Origin of the sequence: Streptomyces sp. NPDC058335 (assembly GCF_042723915.1) — a bacterium.
GTDB lineage: Bacteria > Actinomycetota > Actinomycetes > Streptomycetales > Streptomycetaceae > Streptomyces.
Window position 1 is genome coordinate 46,847 of record NZ_JBHXHX010000023.1, and the last position, 18,711, is coordinate 65,557.

Here is an 18,711-nt window from a genome sequence, read left to right on the forward strand (position 1 = left end):
GGCCGGAGGCCGGTGTGCCGGAGGCCGGTGTGCCGGAGGCCGGTGTGCCGGAGGCCGGTGTGCCGGAGGCCGGTGTGCCGGAGGCCGGTGTGCCGGAGGCCGGTGTGCCGGGGGCCGGTGTGCCGGAGGCTGCGCCCCCAGACCCCCGCTTCGGCCTGAAGGGCCTCGTCCTCAGACGCCGGACGGGCTGGAAAACCGCTTCAGGCAGTCGGCCACGCCTCCGCCAGCATCTTCCGGGTGTCCGCCAGCAGCTGGGGCAGCACGCGCGTGTGGCCGACCACCGGCATGAAGTTCGTGTCGCCGCCCCAGCGGGGCACGATGTGCTGGTGCAGGTGCGCGGCGATGCCGGCGCCCGCCACCGCCCCCTGGTTCATGCCGATGTTGAAGCCCTGGGCGCCGGACGCGGTACGCAGGGCCGTCATGGCCTGCTTGGTCAGCTCGCCCAGCTCCGCCGTCTCCGGCCCGGTCAGACCGGTGTAGTCGGCCACGTGCCGGTAGGGGACGGTCATCAGGTGACCGCCGTTGTACGGGTACAGGTTCAGCACGGCGTACACGTGCTCGCCCCGCCGGACCACCAGGCCGTCCTCGTCGGACTTCGCCGGGATCGCGCAGAACGGACAGCCGTCGTCGGCTCCGGGGCCCGTGGGCTTGTTCTCGCCCTGGATGTAGGCCATCCGGTGGGGCGTCCACAGGCGCTGGAACGCGTCCTGCGTCCCCACTCCGATCTGCTGCTCCGGCTCACTCGTCATGCCAAGCAGCATATGGCTTCGCCCGTTCTCGGCGTGTCGGCGGGGTGAGCGCGAAAGGCACGCGGGCCAAGCTGGGCCGATGACCGCAGACAGCCTCCTGATCCGCTGGGAACGGCGCACCGAGATGCCCCTCGCCCTCGCCTCGCTGGCGTACCTGGCCGGGTATGCCGTCCACGTCCTCGCCACCGGCCTCCCCGACGCCTGGCGTGACCTCTGTCTGGCGGTGACCCTCGCGGCCTGGGCACTGTTCGCCGTGGACTACGCGGTGCGCTGGCGGCTCAGCGGACAGGGTCCGCGCTTCGTGCGGCGGCACTGGCTGGACACCCTGGTGGTGCTGCTGCCGCTGCTGCGCCCGCTGCGGATCGTGCGGCTCTACGAGGCCGTACTGCGCCGGCGCGGGGAGCCACGGCTGTCGCTGCACGCGCGCGTGATCGTCTACGCGGGGGTGTCGACGGTGCTGCTCGGCTTCGCCGGCGCGCTCGCCGTCTACGCCCAGGAACGCGGGGCGCCGGGCACCGAGATGCGCACCTTCGGGGACGCGGTCTGGTGGGCCTGCTCGACCCTGTCCACCGTCGGCTACGGCGACGTCGCGCCGGTCACTCCGACGGGCCGGTTCATCGCGGTCGGTCTGATGGCGTGCGGCCTGGCTCTGCTGGGCGCGGTCACCGGTTCCTTCTCTTCCTGGCTGATCCAGGTCTTCTCCAGCGAGGACGAGCGGACGGGCCGGCGCGGGGCCGAGGGCGCGGACGGGACGGGGCCCTCGGGGAGCTGACTCCCCCAGGGCCCCACGTCCCGCATCGCACGGATCAGACCTGCGTGCGCTCCTCGACGACCTTGGCGATCTTCGCGATGGCCTCGTCGAGCGGGATGCCGTTCTCCTGGGAGCCGTCGCGGTAGCGGAAGGACACCGAGCCGTTCGACATGTCCTCGTCGCCCGCGATGACCATGAAGGGCACCTTCTGCTTCTGGGCGTTGCGGATCTTCTTCTGCATGCGGTCGGAGGAGGAGTCGACCTCGACCCGCAGCCCCTGCTTCTTGGCGGCCGCGGCGAACTTCTCCAGGTACTCCACGTGCGCGTCGCCGATCGGGATGCCGACCGCCTGGACCGGGGCCAGCCACGCCGGGAAAGCGCCCGCGTAGTGCTCCAGGAGCACGGCGAAGAACCGCTCGATGGAGCCGAACAGCGCGCGGTGGATCATGACCGGGCGCTGCTTGGAGCCGTCCGGGCCGGTGTATTCGAGGTCGAAGCGCTCCGGCAGGTTGAAGTCGAGCTGGATGGTCGACATCTGCCAGGTGCGGCCGATCGCGTCCTTGGTCTGGACGGAGATCTTCGGGCCGTAGAACGCGGCGCCGCCCGGGTCGGGCACGAGCGGCAGGCCCTGCTTCTCGGCGACCTCGCGCAGCGTCTCGGTCGCCTCCTCCCAGACCTCGTCCGAGCCGACGAACTTCTCCGGGTCCTTGGTGGACAGCTCCAGGTAGAAGTCGGTCAGGCCGTAGTCGCGCAGCAGGCCGAGGACGAAGGTGAGCGTCTTGTCGAGCTCCTCCGACATCTGCTCGCGCGTGCAGTAGATGTGCGCGTCGTCCTGGGTGAATCCGCGGGCCCGGGTCAGACCGTGCACGACGCCCGACTTCTCGTACCGGTACACGGTGCCGAACTCGAAGAGGCGCAGCGGCAGTTCACGGTAGGAGCGGCCGCGCGCGTCGAAGATCAGGTTGTGCATCGGGCAGTTCATGGGCTTGAGGTAGTAGTCCACGCCCTCGTCGAGCTGCATGGGCGGGTACATGCCGTCGGCGTACCAGTCCAGGTGGCCCGAGGTCTCGAAGAGCTTCCCCTTCGTCGCGTGCGGGGTGTAGACGAACTCGTAGCCCTCCTCCTCGTGGCGGCGGCGCGAGTAGTCCTCCATGACCCGGCGGACGACGCCGCCCTTGGGGTGGAAGACGGCGAGGCCGGATCCGATCTGCTCGGGGATGGAGAACAGGTCGAGCTCGCTGCCCAGCTTGCGGTGGTCGCGCTTCTCCGCCTCGGCGAGGAAGTCGAGGTGCGCCTTCAGCTCGTCCTTGGACGGCCAGGCGGTGCCGTAGATGCGCTGGAGCATCGGGTTCTTCTCGCTGCCGCGCCAGTAGGCGGCCGCGTTGCGCATCAGCTTGAACGCCGGGATGAGGCGGGTGGTGGGCAGGTGGGGACCGCGGCAGAGGTCCTTCCAGCACAGCTCGCCGGTCTTGGCGTCCAGGTTGTCGTAGATGGTCAGCTCACCGGCGCCGACCTCGACGTCCGCGCCGTCGTCGTGCGAGGCGGAGCCCTTGAGGCCGATCAGCTCCAGCTTGTACGGCTCGTCGGCCAGCTCCTCGCGGGCGGCCTCGTCGGTCACCACGCGGCGGGAGAACCGCTGCCCGCGCTTCTGGATCTCCTGCATCTTCTTCTCGACGGCCTTGAGGTCCTCCGGCGTGAACGGCTTCTCGACGTCGAAGTCGTAGTAGAAGCCGTCCTTGACCGGCGGGCCGATGCCCAGCTTGGCCTCGGGGAAGATCTCCTGCACGGCCTGCGCCATGACGTGCGCGGTGGAGTGGCGCAGGATGTTCAGACCGTCCTCGGAGGAGATCTCGACGCCCTCCACGGTCGCCCCGTCGCGCAGTTCGTGGGCGAGGTCCCTCAGCTCGCCGTCCACGCGTGCGGCGACGATCGAGCGCTCACCGGCGAAGAGGTCGGCGGCCGTGCTGCCCGTCGTCACCGTGCGCTCTTCCCGCTCGGAATCGCGTTGGATGATCACACGGACGTCTGACACCGGTCTCTCCTGACTGAAGGCGGAAGCGCGGCCCAGATTCCATCGCCGCGCAATAGGCGATCGTACCGACCCGGGACCGCCCTCCGCGAAATCAGTCCCCTCCGCACGCCTCCTCGAAGACGGCCGTGATCTCCGCGGTCTCCTGGAGCGACTTCATCAGCCGGTCCCGTTCGGCGTCGTCCACCTGTACGGGGACCACGCCGCGGGCGCCGGTGATCCTGCGGAAGCCGCCCCGGCTCTCCAGCCGGCCCTGTACCCGCACCGGCAGCCCGACGAGGTGGGCCTGGCCGGCGATGCGGTAGTCCTCCTCGTCGAGGGTGAGCCGGACGTGCGGGACCGCGGCCCCGGCGATCACCCGCAGCCGTACGCCGCCCTCGCCGCGCGGCCCGGACCTGCGCAGCCGGACGACGGTACCGGTGATCCGTACGGACACGGAGGGTTCCTCGCGCAGGTAACGGGCGCCCGCCTCGCGCAGGGCGGGCAGGTCTCCGGGGGAGAACTCGACGGGCTCGGCGGTGGCGGCGCAGTCCTCGGGGACACCGGCGGCGGGCGACCACTCGACGGCGATCCGGGCTCCCTCGGTGCCGCGGACGAGGGCGACGAGCGACTCGGTCAGTTCGCGGCTGGCACCGGCCTCGACGGCGCTGTCGAAGGCGTCCATGCCGCCGGTGGCGCGCTGGTAGTCGATGGCCTCGCGGACGGCGTACAGCGCCTGGTGGAGGCGTACGGCGAGGGCGCGGGCCGTGGCCACGGGTGCGAAGGCGGTCAGGCCGCGGCCGTCGGCGGCGGTGCCGACGAGGACGCTCTCCAGCATCGCGCCGGCCGACCGCCGGTGCCGGGCGCCGTGGTAGCCGGCCCGCGCGCGGGTGGCGAGCGCGCCGGCGAGGAGCATCTGCCGCGCGGCGCCACGCAGCTGCTCCTCGACCGCCCAGGAGACGGCTCCGGCCGCCTCCGCGGGCCCGGCCGGGGTCTCCCGCCACCAGCGGATCTCGTCGCTCGGTACGGCGAGGGCGACCAGCACCTCGCGGGCGGCGGGCGTCTGGCTGCGGGCCAGCGCCAGCAGCGCCTCGCCGAGCAGGTCGTCGCTGTCGGGGAAGGCGCGGTTCTCCGGTACGAGCAGGCTGGTGCCGGCCCCGCCCGGTCCGGGCGGGGTCCAGCGGCCGTAGCGTCCGGCGGCGCCGCCGCGGCGCCGCCATCCGTGCCGGCGCAGCAGGGCGCCGAGGACGGCCGGGTCGACCTCGGCGGCCTCGGGCGGCCGGTTCCAGGCGGAGTCGACGGGGTGCGGCCGTACCGGCCCGAGGGGCTCGTCCAGTGGGCGGTGCGTCATGGTCTGCCTCCCGTCCCGACCCGCGTCATGATCTCGCACAGCGCCCGGTCGTCGAAGATCCGTGCGGTCGGGATCCGCACGGTGGTCCGCGTCCGGCCGGTGATCGGGTGCCCGGCCAGGTTGACCCAGTAGCAGCAGTGCCGCAGGTCGAGCCGGTCGTGTCCGGCCCGCAGCCACTGGTCCCGCGACCGGGGGACGATCATCACGACGAGGATCTTGTGCACCGACACCGGGGTGCGGGCGAGCTTGCGCAGGTGGTCGTTGTCGAGCGTGAAGGAGAAGGAGCGCCCCGGTGGGTGGGGCGGGAGCTGGTACGTGGCCTTCAGCTGCACCTTGATGGTCACCTCGTCGTCGACGGTGTGACCGGGGGCGCTGTGGCTGACGTGCCAGTCGATGCCGTTGTCGGGGAACGGCTGGGACAGCGAACAGCCCGCGGCCGCCGCGACCGCGTGGAGATAACCGACCTGGAGTGTCTCCATGCACGCCGTGGTGGCGAGTGAGCCGCGATGGGGGCCCGTGCGTTCGGGCAGCAGCCCGCCACGCTCGGGCTGCGCTATCGCCATGACCGGACAGCCTTCCGAGCAGAGAGGAGCCCCGCACCGGGGGCCGGGAGAGATTCCGCGTCGAGCCCCTGAACTGGCAAGACCCGTACTCCTGTTGTCTCCTCGCGGCGTACGGCGCAAACAGCCCGGGTATCACCAGAGCGGCAGAGGACGGGGCGTCAGCTGCCGTGGGTGGAAGAGGGGTTGTGGTGGTATGACGTGCTGGTACGAGGGGCCGCTGGCGGCCTTCGACACGGAGACGACGGGCGTCGACGTCGAGAACGACCGGATCGTGTCGGCCGCGCTGGTCGTGCAGGACGGGCCGGGCCTGCGGCCCAGGGTGAGCCGGTGGCTGGTGAACCCGGGCGTGCCGGTGCCCGAAGGGGCGACGGCCGTGCACGGCCTGACGGACGATCACCTTCAGCGCAACGGCCGCTGGCCGGCGCCGGTGATGTACGAGATAGCCGAGCTGCTCGGCGAACAGGCGGCTGCCGGGCGGCCGTTGGTGGTGATGAACGCGCCGTTCGATCTGACGCTGCTCGACCGCGAGCTGCGCCGGCACCGCGCGTCCTCACTGGGGCACTGGCTGGAGCCGGCGCCGCTGCGGGTGCTGGACCCACGGGTCCTGGACAAGCACCTGGACCGCTACCGCAAGGGCCGCCGCACGCTCACCGACCTGTGCGGGCACTACGGCGTGACGCTGGCCGACGCGCACGACGCGGCGGCGGACGCGACGGCCGCGCTGGAGGTCGTACGGGCGCTGGGGCGGCGTTTCGCGGCCCGGCTGGAGCGGCTGTCCCCCGCCGAGCTGCACGCGCTCCAGGCGTCCTGGCACGCGGCGCAGGCCCGGGGGCTCCAGGCGTGGTTCGCGCGCAGCGGCACCCCGGAGACGGTCGACACGTCGTGGCCCCTGCGCCCGGCACTGTCGGCGGCGGCGTGACGAGGGAGACGGCCGACCGGCATGCAAAAAGCCGGTCCGCGTGCTGCGGACCGGCCTTTCCCGGTGGGCGATACTGGGTTCGAACCAGTGACCTCTTCGGTGTGAACGAAGCGCTCTCCCACTGAGCTAATCGCCCGGGAACGCACCGAACAATACAGGTCCCCCAGGGTTTCCTTCAAACCGCTTCGAGATACCGGAGCAGCCCGCGCCGCCCGGCCCGCATCATCAGCCGGTGGTTGGCGCGGAACAGCGGACGTCCGGGCACGGCGAACCTCTTGAGCAGCGGCTTGGTCACTTCGACGACCTGCTCGTACCGGGCGAGGCTCCCGGTGCCGTGGGCGGTGACCGTCCAGCGCGCCCAGCCCTCGATGTCCCCGGTCATCGCGATCTCCAGCACCCCGGCCACCGGGTCCCGTCGCACCTCGTGCGCAGTGAAGGTCATGGCGTACGGCAGGAGCGAGCGGATGGTCATGACGCCGGTGGTGTCGCCCAGCCGGATCACCTCGCGAACCTGCGGCCACCAGCGGGGATAGTCCTCGGCCCGCTCCAGCGCCGCGTAGACGGCGGAGGGCGGCGCGGGCAGCGGCCACCGGCTGAGGAAACGGTAGCGGTTCCAGTCCATGAGCCGAGTGTGCCCGTCCGCGGGCCGTGATCTGAGTACGTCCTGAGTAGCCGCGCTCATGCCGTACGGCGTGACGCGGGCCACACTCCGTTCCATGACGCACATTCCGCCCCCGGCCGAGGAGCTGCGGCTCCTCGACGCAGAGCTGTGGCAACTGGAAGCCCGCCGGGCTCAGTTGCTCGCACGCCGCGCCTGGCTGGTCGCCTCGCTCCAGTCCGTGCGCCCGGTTCAGCCGCCGCTGCCCACGGCCGCGCCCCGCCCCGAGGCGAGCGCCCCGCGGGTCCAGAACGTGCTCCTGCTGCTCGGCGGGGTGCTGCTCACCATCGCGGCGATCGCGTTCACGCTGGTCAGCTGGGGTCACCTCGGGATCGCCGGGCGGGCCCTGGTGCTGGGCACGGTCACCCTGGCGGTGCTCGCCGCGCCGGTGCCGCTGCTGCGGCGCGGACTGCGCTCGACGGCGGAGTCGGTGGCCGGTCTCGGCCTGGCGCTGACGGTGCTGGACGCCTACGCCCTGCACGAGGCGGCCCTCACGGACACCGACGGCACGGGCTACGCGGCGGTCGCCGCGGCGGTGCTCGCCACACTCTGGGCGGCGTACGGCCGCGGTCTCGGCGCGCTGCGGCTGCCGCTGCCCGCCGGGCTGGTCGCGGCCCAACTCCCCCTGGTTCTCTGGGCGGTCGCGGCCGGCGCGGACCCGTACGGCCTCGCGACGGCGATGCTGGTGACGGCCGGCCTCGACGCGGTGCTGGCGTTCGGGGTGACGGCCGGTGCCGTCCGGGTCACGGTCACGGCCGGTGCGTACGGCCTGGGCGGCTGGGGAGTTCTGACGGCCGGCTGGCTGTCCTGGACGGCCACCGGTCCGAGCGCCGCCGCCCGTGCGGCGGCGCTCCTCACCTTCGCGGCGGTGATCGCCCTGGTGGCCGCCGCGCGGCTGCCGGAGCCGGCCGTCGCCTCGGGCACGGCGATCGCCGGAGGCCTGCTGCTGGTGGCGGCAGGCGGTGGCCTGCTGCGGGTGTTGCTGTCCGCCGGCTGGGCGGTCCCGGTCCATCTGGCCTTCGGCGTCGCGCTGTTGGCGGCGGTGCGCGCGGACCGGCTCCCCGAGCCCGTGCGGCAGGGTCTCCTCCGGGCCTCCGCCGCGGTGCAGGCGCTGGCGCTGCTGTGGGCCGTGCCGCTGGTCGTCGTCACGCTGCTGGGCCCACTCGGTTGGGTCGAACGCCCCTGGTCGGGCGGGCTGCCAGACGCCCGCACGGCGGTCACCGTGCACACGCCGTGGCCGCCGTACGCGGGGCAGTCGCTCCTCGTCCTGGTGGCCGTCGCCGGTGTCCTGGCCACGCCGGCCGTGCGGCACGAGGCCTGGCGCTCGCAGGCACGGACCGGAGCGGTGCTCCTTGCCTGGGCGGCCTGCCTGGCCCTTCCGGCGGTGCTGCAATTGCCCTACACCGCAGCCCTGTCGGTGGTGGGTGCCGTGACGCTGGCGGCGGTCTTCCTGTCCACGCCGTGGCTCGCCCTGGCCACCTCGCTCCACTTCGCGTTCCTGTCCCTGGCCACGCAGTCGGCGACCCTGACCGTCCTGTCGGCGCTGACCGTGCTGTGCGCGACGGCGTCCCGGTGGCCGCGCCTCACCCCGGTCGCGGCGACGGCCGCCCTCGGGTACGCCACCGCGCTGGCCTGCGCGACGGGCGCCGCGGCGGACTGGCAGCCGCCGCACACGGCGCTGCTCGTCGTCTGCGTGCCCGTGGTCGCGGCCCTGGCCGCCGCCCGGCTCGGTGCGTCACCGGCGACCCTGCCGGTCGAGGCGGCCGGAGCCGCCGCCGCGGTGCTCGCCCTGGGCCTCGCGGTGACCGACCCGCCGATGCTGGCCACGGTGCTGGCGGCCTGCGGGGCGATCGCCGCGGGCACGGCGGCCCGGCCCGAGCGCCGCCGGGCCGGCTACGCGGCCGCCGTCCTGTTCCTGCTGGCCACCTGGGTCAGGCTCGCCGCCTGGGACGTCACGACCCCGGAGGCGTACACCCTCCCCGTGGCCGTCCCCGCGCTGCTCGTCGGCGCCTGGCGCCGGCACCACGACCCGCTGACCGGGTCCTGGACGGCGTACGGCCCCGGACTCGCCGCGACCCTGCTGCCGAGCCTGGCCGCGGCCTGGAGCGACCCGGAGTGGACGCGCCCGCTGCTGCTGGGCGCTGCCGCCCTGCTGATCACGCTGCTGGGCGCCCGGCACCGGCTGCGGGCCCCGCTGGTCCTCGGTGGCTCGGTGCTGGTGCTGGACGCCCTGCACGAACTGGCCCCCTATCTGGTCCAGGTGGCCGACGCGCTCCCCCGCTGGGCACCCCCCGCACTCGCCGGAGTCCTGCTGCTCGCCGTGGGTGCGACGTACGAGCGTCGGATCCGGGACGTCCGGCATGTGCGGGAGGTACTGGACAGGATGAACTAGCCCTCGGTCAACCGGCCCTCTACGACGGCATCTTGTGGCCGAGGAGGGCCAGGTTCTCGATGGCGGCGAGGCCGTAGAGCGCGGTGTCGTTGGTGGACACCCAGGTGGCCTCGCTGCCCGGCACCAGGGTGGCGGGGCCGCTCAGTGCCTCCGTCTTCCAGGGCGCGGACTCCTTGTAGCCGTCGGAGTTGTAGAACTTCTCCCAGGCCCGCTTGGCGAGCTTCTCGTCGCCGGTCTTGACGGCCGCGTACGCGTCGAGGCGCGAGTGGCCCTGGAACAGGAGCAGGGTGCCGAAGTTGGAGCCGTAGCGTGCCGCCTGCTCGGCCTTGGTGGCGTTGAAGTAGCGGCAGTAGTCGAAGTACGCCTCGTTGAACTTCGGCATGTCGACGAGGTGGATCAGCTCGGCGCAGAGCTCGTTGAGACCGAAGACGGCCGAGAGGTGCGAGACGCCGACGGCCGGCTTGTCGGAGACGGCGAACTTCCCGGTGTCCAGGTCGTAGAGGCCGGTGCCCTGCACGAACCCGTTGGGCTGGGCGGCGATCGTCTCCATGGTGGAGAGCACCCGCGCCTTGGCCTTCTCCCACTTGGGGCCCTTGCGCTCCCACTCCGTGAGCCAGGCCGACACCAGACCGCTCCAGTCCGTGCCGAAGCCGATCGACAGGGCGTGCCGGTCGGGGGTGTACGGCTCGGTGCGGATCTTGCGGATCGGGTCCAGGACGAGGAACGTCTCGTCGGAGTCGACGTTGGCGTGCATGAGGTCGCCGACCCGCTCGTCCGCCGTGAGGAAGTAGTAGTAGCGGCGGTACGTCGTGTTGGCGATGCGCTGCTGCTTGGCGCTGTCGGCGTAGTGCTGGACGCCGTGCCGGGTGCCGAGGCCTGCCCACTGACCGAGGTGGTAGACGTCCACCTCACCGGTGTGCCGGGTCATCGCCTCGGCGAAGCGGAAGATGTCCGACCGGCCGCTGCGCAGATACGCGAACCAGAGCCAGAGGTCCGGCGACAGCTCGGAGTTGTCCCAGGCGTAGCCGCCGATGTCGTAGCGCCACTGGTGCCGCACGGTGTCGTACGTGTGCATGATGTCGCCGTAGTCCCAGAAGCCGTACCACCGGCGCTGCTCCACCTGGTCCTTGTAATAGGTGAAGAGGAAGTCGAGGTGGTCCTCGATCTTGGCCTTGGCGGGGGTGGAGCGGTCCGGCTCGGAGTACAGGCCCGGCCCGAAGACCTGCGCCTTGATGAGCTGCTTGGGCGGGGCGGCCAGCTGGGGCAGCACCCGGACGGCCTCGACCTGTTCGGCGAGCTGTGCGGGGGCCGGCGTCGACTCGTTGGCCCAGAAGAGGAGTTCCGAGGTACGGGCGATGCCGTAGGGGGTGCCGAAGCCGGGCTCGTAGTCCTCGTAGGTGATGTTGAGGCCCTCGAGCTGCTCGGGGAAGGTGTCCTGCTCCATGCCGTCGTGGTAGAAGCGCAGGTCCATGGGCTGCGCCTCGGGCGACCAGAGCCAGAGGGTGACCTCCGCCTCCTCGGTCTGGGCGTCACGGATGTCGAGCTGGGCGGGGTGCTTCTCCCAGAAGTCCCGCAGGCCGAAGGAGAATCCGCCGCTCACGCCGCCGACGTACCCGAAGCCCGAGGCGCGCTTGCCGCCGCCGGCGCCGATCCAGCCGTGGCCCTTCTTGGTGCGCTTGCGGACGGTGAAGCCGTCGGCGGAGAGCTGGGAGAGGGTGTAGTCGCCCCACTCGGGGATGTACTGGAGCCGGGTGGTGACCCGCTGGTCCCAGGTGGCCGGGTCGGGCAGCTTCTCGCCCGCGTACTGGGCGGCCTGGACGGCCGCGCCCGGGTCCCGGCGCAGGCCGGTGATGCCCTTGACGGCCTCGCGCAGCAGACCGGTGCCCTCGCCGCCGATGCGGATGTGACGGTCGTAGGACTGGTCGCGCATCGGGACGGTGAAGCGCACGCCGAGGCCGCGGATGAAGTCGCCGCTGGCCTTGCCGGGTTCCTGCGTGCCGTCGAAGGTGATGGTGTGCACCATGCGGAAGGAGTCGGCGCCCGCGTAGAAGTAGAGGCGGATCGAGAACGGCAGCCAACTGCGGTTGCCCTTACGGTGCTTGCCGTCGATGCGGACGACCGCGCGGACCGGGCCATCCTGCTCGACGGTGACGGAGTCGATGGCCCCGTCGAAGCGCTCGGTCTTGACCGCGCCCTGGTCCTCGTCCTCGATCTCTGGCTGCCGGATCAGCACCAGGCGGCCGTTCTTGGCGATCTCGGTGGAGCCGCGGGTGACCGACTTGATGAGGGTGGCGCCGGACTTGCCGATCCTCGCGGTGATCACACCGGTCGATACGTCGATGGTGCCGCCGCTCTTGTCGACGGTGACCTTCTTGGCGGGGGCGGCGGGTGCCCCGGCGGCGAGGGTGAGCTTGCCCTCGCCCGAACTCACCGCGTGGGCGGTCCACTTGAGCGATCCGTCGGGCCAGTAGGCGATCGGCCAGGACTGGACGGGGACGGCCTTGCCGCCGGCGTCCGTCAGCGCGAAGGTCTGGTCCTCCTGGTAGGTGCCCATCGGCCAGGGCACGCCGAGCGTGGAGCCGGGGGCGGCGCCGAGACCGCCGTCCTCCAACCAGTCGAGGGTGACCGGGTCGGCGTCCGCGGGCGCCGTTCTGGGGGCGGCCTCGGCGTCCTTCGCCCCTAGCGCCCAACTGAACTGGGCGGCGGCTCCGGCGACGGCCGCCGCCTTGAGAAGGGACCTGCGGGGGATGGGGGACATGGCCATTCCTTTCCGTGCGGGTGCGATGTGCTCAGGGGCATGACAGAGCGAGGTGCGGCGCCGGGGCGCCGACCCTGAGAGGGGCGACCGCCCGTCGGCGGGCAGGTCGCGGCCGGGGGCCCGGCCTTGGCGGAGGGCACCCGTCCGTCAGCGGCGCCGGTGGCGCTCCTCCACGGCGACGGCGGCCGCGGCGACGGCCCCGAGGACCGGGACCGCCAGCGGCGCGACGAACAAGGCGGACAGGGTGACGACGGCCAGCCCGCAGACGACCAGGAAGGACCCGGCGGGATCGAGCACGGTCCGCCTACCGGCATCCGCGAGCAGCGCCCGCCAGGTGGAGTCCGGTGTCCAGAGGGCGGCCGCCCGCAGCAGGGCCACGGCGAGGCCGATCAGCGCGAGGATGCCGACGGCCCCGACGAACGGTCCACCGGGAAGCCCGGCCCGCGCGGCCAGGACGTCCACCCAGACCGCGACGGCCGCCGCCCACCCGGCGAGCCCGACGGCCCACCCGCCGCGCACGGCCGCCCGGAAGTCCACGACGAACTCCCGCAAGCCGCTGACCTGGTGCGTCGTACGACGCCGCAGATGCCGTGCGCCGGCGGCGAAGGCCGCGGGGTAGGTGACGACCCCGAGACAGGCCACGGCGATCCACACTCCGGTGAGCAGACACTCGGCGAAGATCGCGAAGCGCTCGCCGAACATGGACTCCCTGCGCCGGGAGCGGTCCTTCACACGTGCTTGCGCCATGGTGACCGCCTCAGCCCTTCAGTCCGGAGGTCGCCATACCGTCGATGAGATAGCGCTGGAAGGCCATGAAGAAGGCGATGACCGGCACCAGCGCCACCAGCGACATCGCGATCATGCTGCCGTAGTTGGAGATGCCCTCCTGGTCGCGGAACATCATCAGACCGAGCGAAACCGTGTACTTGGAGGGGGTGTTGAGGTAGATCAACGGCCCCATGAAGTCGTTCCACGCGTTGATGAAGGTGAAGATGGCGCTGGTGATGATGGCGGGACGGCTCAGCGGCAGCACGATGGACCAGTAGGTCCGCAGATGTCCGCAGCCGTCGAGCTTGGCGGCCTCGTCCAGCTCGCGCGGCAGGCCGCGCATGAACTGCACCATCAGGAAGACGAAGAACGCCTCCGTGGCCAGGAACTTGCCCGCCACGAGCGGGACGAGGGTGTCGATGTAGCCGAGGTTGCGGAACAGCACGTACTGCGGGATGAGCAGCACGTGGTACGGCAGCAGCAGGGTGCCGATCATCAGAGTGAACAGCAGGTTCCGCCCGGCGAACCGGATCTTGGCGAAGGCATACGCCGTCAGCGAGCTGGAGAGCACCACCCCGACCACGGCCAGGGCCGCGTACATCAGCGAGTTGCTGAAGAAGCTGCCGATGGAGATGCCGGAGATGCCGTCGGCCAGCCCGGAGAAGTTCGCCCAGACCGGCTCGGTGGGCAACAGGTCGATGCTGGCGATGATGTCCTTGCTCGGCTTGAACGAGGCGCCGAGCACCCAGATCACCGGGTAGAGGACCACCGCGAGCAGCACCAGCGCGCCCACGTGCCAGGCGAGGGATCCGGTGCGCCGCCGCTCGTTCTCGGTGCGTGCGGCAGGGGTGGTGACACTGGTCACTTGGCGGCCTCCTCGTAGTGCACCCACTTCTTCTGCGACCAGAACAGAACCGCCGTGACGAGCGCCACCGCGATCACCAGCGTCCAGGCCATCGCGGAGGCGAAGCCCATCTGGGCCTCCTTGAAGCCCTTCTGATACAGGTAACAGGTGTAGACGAGGGTCGCGTCGGCCGGCCCGCACCGGGTGTCGGAGACGACGTACGCCGAACCGAACACCTGGAACGCGTGGATGGACTCCAGCAGCACGTTGAAGAAGAGCACCGGGGAGATCATCGGCAGCGTGATGTTCCAGAACCGCCGGACGGGGCCGGCCCCGTCCATCTCGGCGGCTTCGTACAGTTCCTGCGGCACCTGCTTGAGCCCGGCCAGGAAGATGACCATCGGCGCACCGAACTGCCAGATGCTCAGGGCCACCAGGGAGTACAGGACGTAGTCCGGGTTGCCGATCCAGCCGCCGACATCGACGCCGAAGATCTTCTGCGTACGGTCCACGACGGCGTCGTCGGAGAACAGCGCCCGCCACACGAAGCCCACGGAGACGCTGGCGCCGATGAGCGACGGCATGTAGAACGCGGCCCGGTACAGGGCCTGCCCGCGCCGCTTCTGCGCGAGCAGCAGCGCCACTCCGAGCGCGAGGAGCAGTTTCAGCGGTGTGGCCACGACGACGTATTTGAGCGTGACCTCCACCGACTTCTGCCAGCGCGGGTCCTGGAACATCGTCGTGAAGTTGTCGAACCCCACCCACCGGGGCGGCGTGAACAGGTTGTAGCTGGTGAACGCGTAGTACAGCGACGCGATCATCGGCCCCGCCGTGAGGAGCACGAAGCCCGCGATCCACGGCGACATGAAGAGATAGCCGGCGAGATTCTCGCGGCGCCGCCCGCGCCGCCCGGGGTCAGGAGCGGCGGACCGCTCCTTCACCGGGCGCGCGGGCGCTTCCTTGACGAGCGTCATGGTGGTACGTCCCCTCAGCCCGCGAACGCGGCCTTGGCCTCGCTGAACAGCGCCTTCGCGGCGTCGGCCGGCTTGGTCTTGCCCTGGGCGACCTCACCGCCGATCCGCAGGAAGGCCGCTTCGATGACGTCCGCGCCGGACGGGTGCGGGGTGATCTTCCCGAGGACACCGGCCTTGGCCACCTCGTCCTCGTAGGCCGCGACACCCTTGTTGTTGGGGTCGGTCGGCTTGAAGGCGTCGTACTGCTCGGTGGTGGAGAGGATGCCGCGGTCGTAGCCCATGATCTTGCCGGCCTCGGGGTCGTGGACCATGAAGTCGATGAACTGGGCCACTTCCTTGGGGTGCTTGGTCCCCGAGAAGGCGCTCAGCATCAACGAACCGAGGTACTGGCCGGTGTCCTTGCCGTTCGTGGTGGGGATCGGCGCGAGTCCGTAGTCCGACTCGCCCTCGCCCTGGTAGCGGATGGAGAAGTTGTCCCAGGTGAACTCGGACGCGGCGAGGCCCGCCGAGAGACCGGACTTCGGCTTGACCTGCTCGATCTTCTTCGGGTCGGCGACCAGCCCGGACTTCACGCGCTTGTAGCCGTCCTCCCACCACTGCGTCAGATCGTCCTCGGTGAAGCCGAGGTCGCTGTCGGTGTAGAAGGCCTTGCCGTTCTGACGCAGATACAGGTCGTAGAGGTACATGATGCTGAAGTAGCCGGTGTCACCGGCGATCTTCAGCTTGTCCTGGATCGTCTGCAGCGCGGTGAAGTACTCGTCCCAGGTCCAGCCGAACTTCGCCTCGACGCCCGCCTTCTTGAAGGCCTTGAGGTCGATGACGAGAGCCATGGTGTTGGCGCCGACGGGTATGCCGACCTGCTTGTCGTCGACCTGACCGTTCGCCAGAACGCCGTTGCGGAAGTTCTCCAGGTTCAGGTTCCCGGCATCCGCCTGCGTCTTGAGATCCATCAGAACGCCGCGCTTGTCGTACTTGCGCAGAAAGGTGACCGCATTCTGGAAAACGTCCGGCGGATTCCCGCCGGAGGCCTGGGTCTGGAACTTCTCCCAGAACGCCTCGTAGTCGGTGAATTCGGGCTTGATCTTGATCTTCGGATACTTCTTCTCGAAGAGCGCGATCGCCTTCTTCATGGCGATGGTGCGCGGCTCGCCACCCCACCATGCGTAACGGATCGTCACCGTTCCGTCCGCGGAAGTCCCGCTGTCTCCCCCACACCCCGTGGTCGCGGCCAGGCCCAGTGTGGCCGCCGTCGCCCCCGCGGCCTTGAGGATCGTTCGCCTCTCAACATTCCTGCTGGTTCGCACAGTCGGGCCCCTCCCGCAGCGTCATTGCCGCTTGCATGAATCGTTTCAAGAAAGCGCTTGCTGGCACAAGGTACGAGGGGGTTGGAGGAGCGTCAATGATTCGGACAGGAATTTCTTGCGAGCGGGTGGGCGAACGGGGTGCGGTTTGCGTGGCCGAGGCGGCTTGCGGACGGCTGAAGGTGCAGGTGGAGAGCAGGGGTTCGGCCGGCCGGACGGAAATCGGGCAGGGGAGGTGCGCGGCTGGAAACGGCCGGGAGGGGGCGTGGGGGTGGCGTCGGCGGTGGGTGCGGTGGTCGCGGCCGGGCTGGGGGCGCTGACGGGGGGGGCGGGGGTGCGGGCGGGCGGGCGGCAACTCGTACGCCGGGTCGGGAGGTCGGCGCTCCGGCGTATCTCACCCGGCGTACGACGCTGGCGCGGCCCCGACGACCGGACGGCCAGACTTGCCGACGCCACGACACTCGTGCCCGAACACCCCGGTGAGCTGCGGCGATGCGCGGTCAGCGACCAATCGCCGACACGGACCGCCGAGTTGGGGGTTCGTGGGCCCGCGTGGGCGGCGGGGGCCCCACCTGGGACGGTGGCTGCGGAGTCCGCCAGGAGCGCCCCGCCCGTGGGCCGTCGTTCCGCAAGGAGCCGACGGCACGCACCTCAACGCCGGCCTCGGACACTGACCGCGCGGCCGGCCATCGCCCAGCTCACCCAGGGTGCCCGGCAAGCAGACAAGGGATCAGCGCACCGTGACCGAGGCAAGCACCGGCCGCCGCCCCGCACAGCTCCCGCAACTGGGCAGGCGCGACGACGCCGACGCGGCACGGGGCCCACACTGGCCGGCTCGTCGCCAGCCACGCGGGCCGCCCATCGCCACAGCCCACGCCGGGTGCCGACGCACTCACAGAGTGAACGCGCCGAGCCCAGCTCAAGTTGCAGCGACTCCCATGGGGAACGACAGGGGCCACAGCCATGTCGCCGACGCGGCGAGAAACCCGGCGCCCAGCTCACTCACACCACCACTCGATACTGACCGCCCGGAGTCGGACGCTGTCCGTGTGCCTCGCCGTAGTCCCACATCCGGGCACGGCCGATGGCGTCCCGCCACAGATGCGGGCCCTCCGACTCACCGCTCGTCGCTGGGCCGCCAGCCGCGCGGGCCGACCATCGCCCCAGCTCAACCTGGATGCCGCACGCCATCAAGGGGTCAAGTCGTCACACAGCGCAGTCGACCCTGCGCCGCTCCACCCGCGGCGGAGCCGAGCAGCGGCCGCGCGTTCAGCCCGCACAGGCCCTCAGGCGGGCCTTGCGCGCGTTCATCGGTGTCGTGGGTGCGGACGGGCAGCCGCGGGCCTCTGCGCGGCCCGTCGACGCGTCCTGGGCGGCGATGGATCCCTCCCTCCCCCGAGCGCACCCGGCAGGGCGGGGGCGCCACCCCGGTCGGGAAGGCCTAGGGCACCGAACCGACCGCGCCATGGCATGCCATGCCACGCCACGCCATGTGAACAGACGTTCCCCCGCACCATGCACGCGTGATGCTCACGGAGACATCCCGGTCGGCGTGGACGGCAGGCCGTCGGAGCCGGTCACGGGAACCGAGCCCGGCCGCCGGTGAGGCCCGTCCGGCGGCGGACGCCTGGCACGCGCGCACCGCACCCCCGCCAACCACGACCCAGCCCGAACGGCGGACGCGCAGCCCCGGCACCCCCACCCGAACCCGGGCGGACCCGGCCCACCCGAACGAGACGGTCAGTCCAGCACAACCCGACGCTCCCGATCGCCACCGACAGTGACCATCAAGCCGCACCCGCGGCCAACCGGCAGGTCCTCGACCAGCGCAAACGCCGACGGCCCATCCGCGATATGGCGGATGGGCCGTCGGTTCCGGGTGGGCGATACTGGGTTCGAACCAGTGACCTCTTCGGTGTGAACGAAGCGCTCTCCCACTGAGCTAATCGCCCGGGCGCAGGAAGTACATTACCCCATGTCAGCGGGTCCCTGTGACAGGTCAGGCCGCCCCCGCGCCCCCGCGGCCGATCACTGGTCCTTGATCTTCCAGGGCATCACGAGGCCGAACTTCCACACGTAGAAGACCATGATGGCCGCGATGATCACGAGGCCGATCGAGGTCAGGATGATGTTGCGGCGCCTGACCTTCGGGTCCAGGGCGCGCTGCGCCGCCTCGGTGACCTTGCGCTTGGTCCAGCGCAGCACCAGCTGGGCCCAGACGAACTCGGTCGCCCAGATCGCCATGCCGCCGAAGATCACGACCCAGCCGGGGCCGGGCAGCGGCAGCATGATGATGCCCGCGACCACGACCGCGAGACCGACGACGAAGATGCCGACCTGCCAGCTCAGATGCAGGATCCGGCGGGCCTTGATGAACGCCGGAGCCCGGGAACCGAGGGCCTGTTCCTGCTGCTCGGCCGCCCGGTCCGACTTCGCGTCGTTCGCCGCCATGGCCACCTCGCCCGGCTCGTCACTCCCCGTATTCATACGGCCAAACCCTACCCGAGAGATTCCAGTCACCGTAATGGTGGTACTTCACGAACGCCCCCTCGCCCGGAAGAGTTACGTAAACACACGCAAAACACGCAGAGGGGTTTACAACGGCACCGTAGGTGGCATGTCGATTTCGCCGACGTGCGAATCCCCGAGCGCACACTGAGCGAAAGGCCCTGGCG

The 18,711-nt window shown here is 71.1% G+C and carries 14 protein-coding genes and 2 tRNA genes; 3 read left to right on the forward strand and 13 right to left on the reverse strand.

Translation table 11 applies throughout. From position 1 onward, the window contains the following. Positions 1 to 200: 200 nt before the first annotated feature. Positions 201 to 761, reverse strand: coding sequence for an HIT domain-containing protein (locus ACFWJX_RS34095; protein WP_086769000.1), 561 nt, complete (start codon positions 759 to 761; stop codon positions 201 to 203). Positions 762 to 828: 67 nt separating this feature from the next. Here ACFWJX_RS34095 and ACFWJX_RS34100 point away from each other — a divergent pair, with 67 nt between their 5' ends. Further along, a complete protein-coding gene (locus ACFWJX_RS34100; protein ID WP_383250201.1) occupies positions 829 to 1,521 on the forward strand; it encodes a potassium channel family protein in 693 nt (230 codons plus the stop codon). A gap of 34 nt (positions 1,522 to 1,555) precedes the next feature. Here the strand turns inward: ACFWJX_RS34100 and thrS are convergent, their stop codons facing one another. The 3 genes from thrS to ACFWJX_RS34115 form a co-directional block, all read right to left on the reverse strand. Continuing rightward, positions 1,556 to 3,532, reverse strand: coding sequence for a threonine--tRNA ligase (gene thrS, locus ACFWJX_RS34105; RefSeq protein ID WP_383250202.1), 1,977 nt, complete (start codon positions 3,530 to 3,532; stop codon positions 1,556 to 1,558). A 91-nt stretch (positions 3,533 to 3,623) separates the two neighbouring features. Further along, positions 3,624 to 4,859: a hypothetical protein gene (locus ACFWJX_RS34110; protein ID WP_383250203.1), complete on the reverse strand. Its 1,236-nt coding sequence runs from the start codon at positions 4,857 to 4,859 to the stop codon at positions 3,624 to 3,626. Continuing rightward, entirely contained in the window at positions 4,856 to 5,422 is a 567-nt protein-coding gene (locus tag ACFWJX_RS34115; RefSeq protein ID WP_073493649.1) for a DUF4365 domain-containing protein, read from the reverse strand. Before ACFWJX_RS34115 ends, ACFWJX_RS34110 begins: the two co-directional genes overlap by 4 nt. A gap of 193 nt (positions 5,423 to 5,615) precedes the next feature. Between ACFWJX_RS34115 and ACFWJX_RS34120 the strand changes: the two genes are divergently transcribed. Continuing rightward, complete coding sequence (locus ACFWJX_RS34120) at positions 5,616 to 6,341, forward strand: 3'-5' exonuclease (protein WP_383250204.1); 726 nt, start codon at positions 5,616 to 5,618, stop codon at positions 6,339 to 6,341. Positions 6,342 to 6,405: 64 nt separating this feature from the next. Here ACFWJX_RS34120 and ACFWJX_RS34125 read toward each other — a convergent pair. Beyond that, positions 6,406 to 6,477: transfer RNA gene (locus tag ACFWJX_RS34125), tRNA-Val, on the reverse strand. 39 nt (positions 6,478 to 6,516) lie between these two features. After that, entirely contained in the window at positions 6,517 to 6,963 is a 447-nt protein-coding gene (locus ACFWJX_RS34130) for an SRPBCC family protein (protein ID WP_383250205.1), read from the reverse strand. A 58-nt stretch (positions 6,964 to 7,021) separates the two neighbouring features. Here ACFWJX_RS34130 and ACFWJX_RS34135 point away from each other — a divergent pair, with 58 nt between their 5' ends. After that, complete coding sequence (locus ACFWJX_RS34135; protein WP_383250206.1) at positions 7,022 to 9,391, forward strand: SCO7613 C-terminal domain-containing membrane protein; 2,370 nt, start codon at positions 7,022 to 7,024, stop codon at positions 9,389 to 9,391. Positions 9,392 to 9,410: 19 nt separating this feature from the next. Here the strand turns inward: ACFWJX_RS34135 and ACFWJX_RS34140 are convergent, their stop codons facing one another. From ACFWJX_RS34140 to ACFWJX_RS34170, 7 genes are all read right to left on the reverse strand, one after another. Beyond that, on the reverse strand, positions 9,411 to 12,149 hold the full coding sequence (locus ACFWJX_RS34140; protein WP_383250207.1) for a Tat pathway signal sequence domain protein: 2,739 nt from the start codon (positions 12,147 to 12,149) through the stop codon (positions 9,411 to 9,413). Between the two features lie 147 nt (positions 12,150 to 12,296). After that, entirely contained in the window at positions 12,297 to 12,896 is a 600-nt protein-coding gene (locus ACFWJX_RS34145) for a hypothetical protein (protein WP_383250208.1), read from the reverse strand. Positions 12,897 to 12,906: 10 nt separating this feature from the next. After that, entirely contained in the window at positions 12,907 to 13,782 is an 876-nt protein-coding gene (locus ACFWJX_RS34150; protein WP_383250209.1) for a carbohydrate ABC transporter permease, read from the reverse strand. Further along, positions 13,779 to 14,735, reverse strand: a complete 957-nt coding sequence (locus ACFWJX_RS34155; RefSeq protein ID WP_383250210.1) for a carbohydrate ABC transporter permease — start codon at positions 14,733 to 14,735, stop codon at positions 13,779 to 13,781. The genes ACFWJX_RS34150 and ACFWJX_RS34155 overlap by 4 nt, the downstream gene beginning before the upstream one ends. 14 nt (positions 14,736 to 14,749) lie before the next feature. Next, positions 14,750 to 16,039: an extracellular solute-binding protein gene (locus tag ACFWJX_RS34160; RefSeq protein ID WP_383250211.1), complete on the reverse strand. Its 1,290-nt coding sequence runs from the start codon at positions 16,037 to 16,039 to the stop codon at positions 14,750 to 14,752. Positions 16,040 to 17,916: 1,877 nt separating this feature from the next. Continuing rightward, positions 17,917 to 17,988: transfer RNA gene (locus ACFWJX_RS34165), tRNA-Val, on the reverse strand. Positions 17,989 to 18,064: 76 nt separating this feature from the next. After that, positions 18,065 to 18,523 (reverse strand): TIGR02611 family protein, encoded by a 459-nt coding sequence (locus tag ACFWJX_RS34170; RefSeq protein ID WP_383250212.1) that lies wholly within the window; start codon positions 18,521 to 18,523, stop codon positions 18,065 to 18,067. Positions 18,524 to 18,711: the final 188 nt, after the last annotated feature.

What these genes read in the sequence shown, in the direction of transcription:
- ACFWJX_RS34095 (WP_086769000.1), bottom strand. Translation starts at nt 761, where the DNA reads ATGCTGCTTGGCATGACGAGTGAGCCGGAGCAGCAGATCGGAGTGGGG.
- ACFWJX_RS34100 (WP_383250201.1), top strand. Translation starts at nt 829, where the DNA reads ATGACCGCAGACAGCCTCCTGATCCGCTGGGAACGGCGCACCGAGATG.
- ACFWJX_RS34110 (WP_383250203.1), bottom strand. Translation starts at nt 4,859, where the DNA reads ATGACGCACCGCCCACTGGACGAGCCCCTCGGGCCGGTACGGCCGCAC.
- ACFWJX_RS34115 (WP_073493649.1), bottom strand. Translation starts at nt 5,422, where the DNA reads ATGGCGATAGCGCAGCCCGAGCGTGGCGGGCTGCTGCCCGAACGCACG.
- ACFWJX_RS34120 (WP_383250204.1), top strand. Translation starts at nt 5,616, where the DNA reads ATGACGTGCTGGTACGAGGGGCCGCTGGCGGCCTTCGACACGGAGACG.
- ACFWJX_RS34130 (WP_383250205.1), bottom strand. Translation starts at nt 6,963, where the DNA reads ATGGACTGGAACCGCTACCGTTTCCTCAGCCGGTGGCCGCTGCCCGCG.
- ACFWJX_RS34135 (WP_383250206.1), top strand. Translation starts at nt 7,022, where the DNA reads ATGCCGTACGGCGTGACGCGGGCCACACTCCGTTCCATGACGCACATT.
- ACFWJX_RS34140 (WP_383250207.1), bottom strand. Translation starts at nt 12,149, where the DNA reads ATGTCCCCCATCCCCCGCAGGTCCCTTCTCAAGGCGGCGGCCGTCGCC.
- ACFWJX_RS34145 (WP_383250208.1), bottom strand. Translation starts at nt 12,896, where the DNA reads ATGGCGCAAGCACGTGTGAAGGACCGCTCCCGGCGCAGGGAGTCCATG.
- ACFWJX_RS34155 (WP_383250210.1), bottom strand. Translation starts at nt 14,735, where the DNA reads ATGACGCTCGTCAAGGAAGCGCCCGCGCGCCCGGTGAAGGAGCGGTCC.
- ACFWJX_RS34170 (WP_383250212.1), bottom strand. Translation starts at nt 18,523, where the DNA reads ATGAATACGGGGAGTGACGAGCCGGGCGAGGTGGCCATGGCGGCGAAC.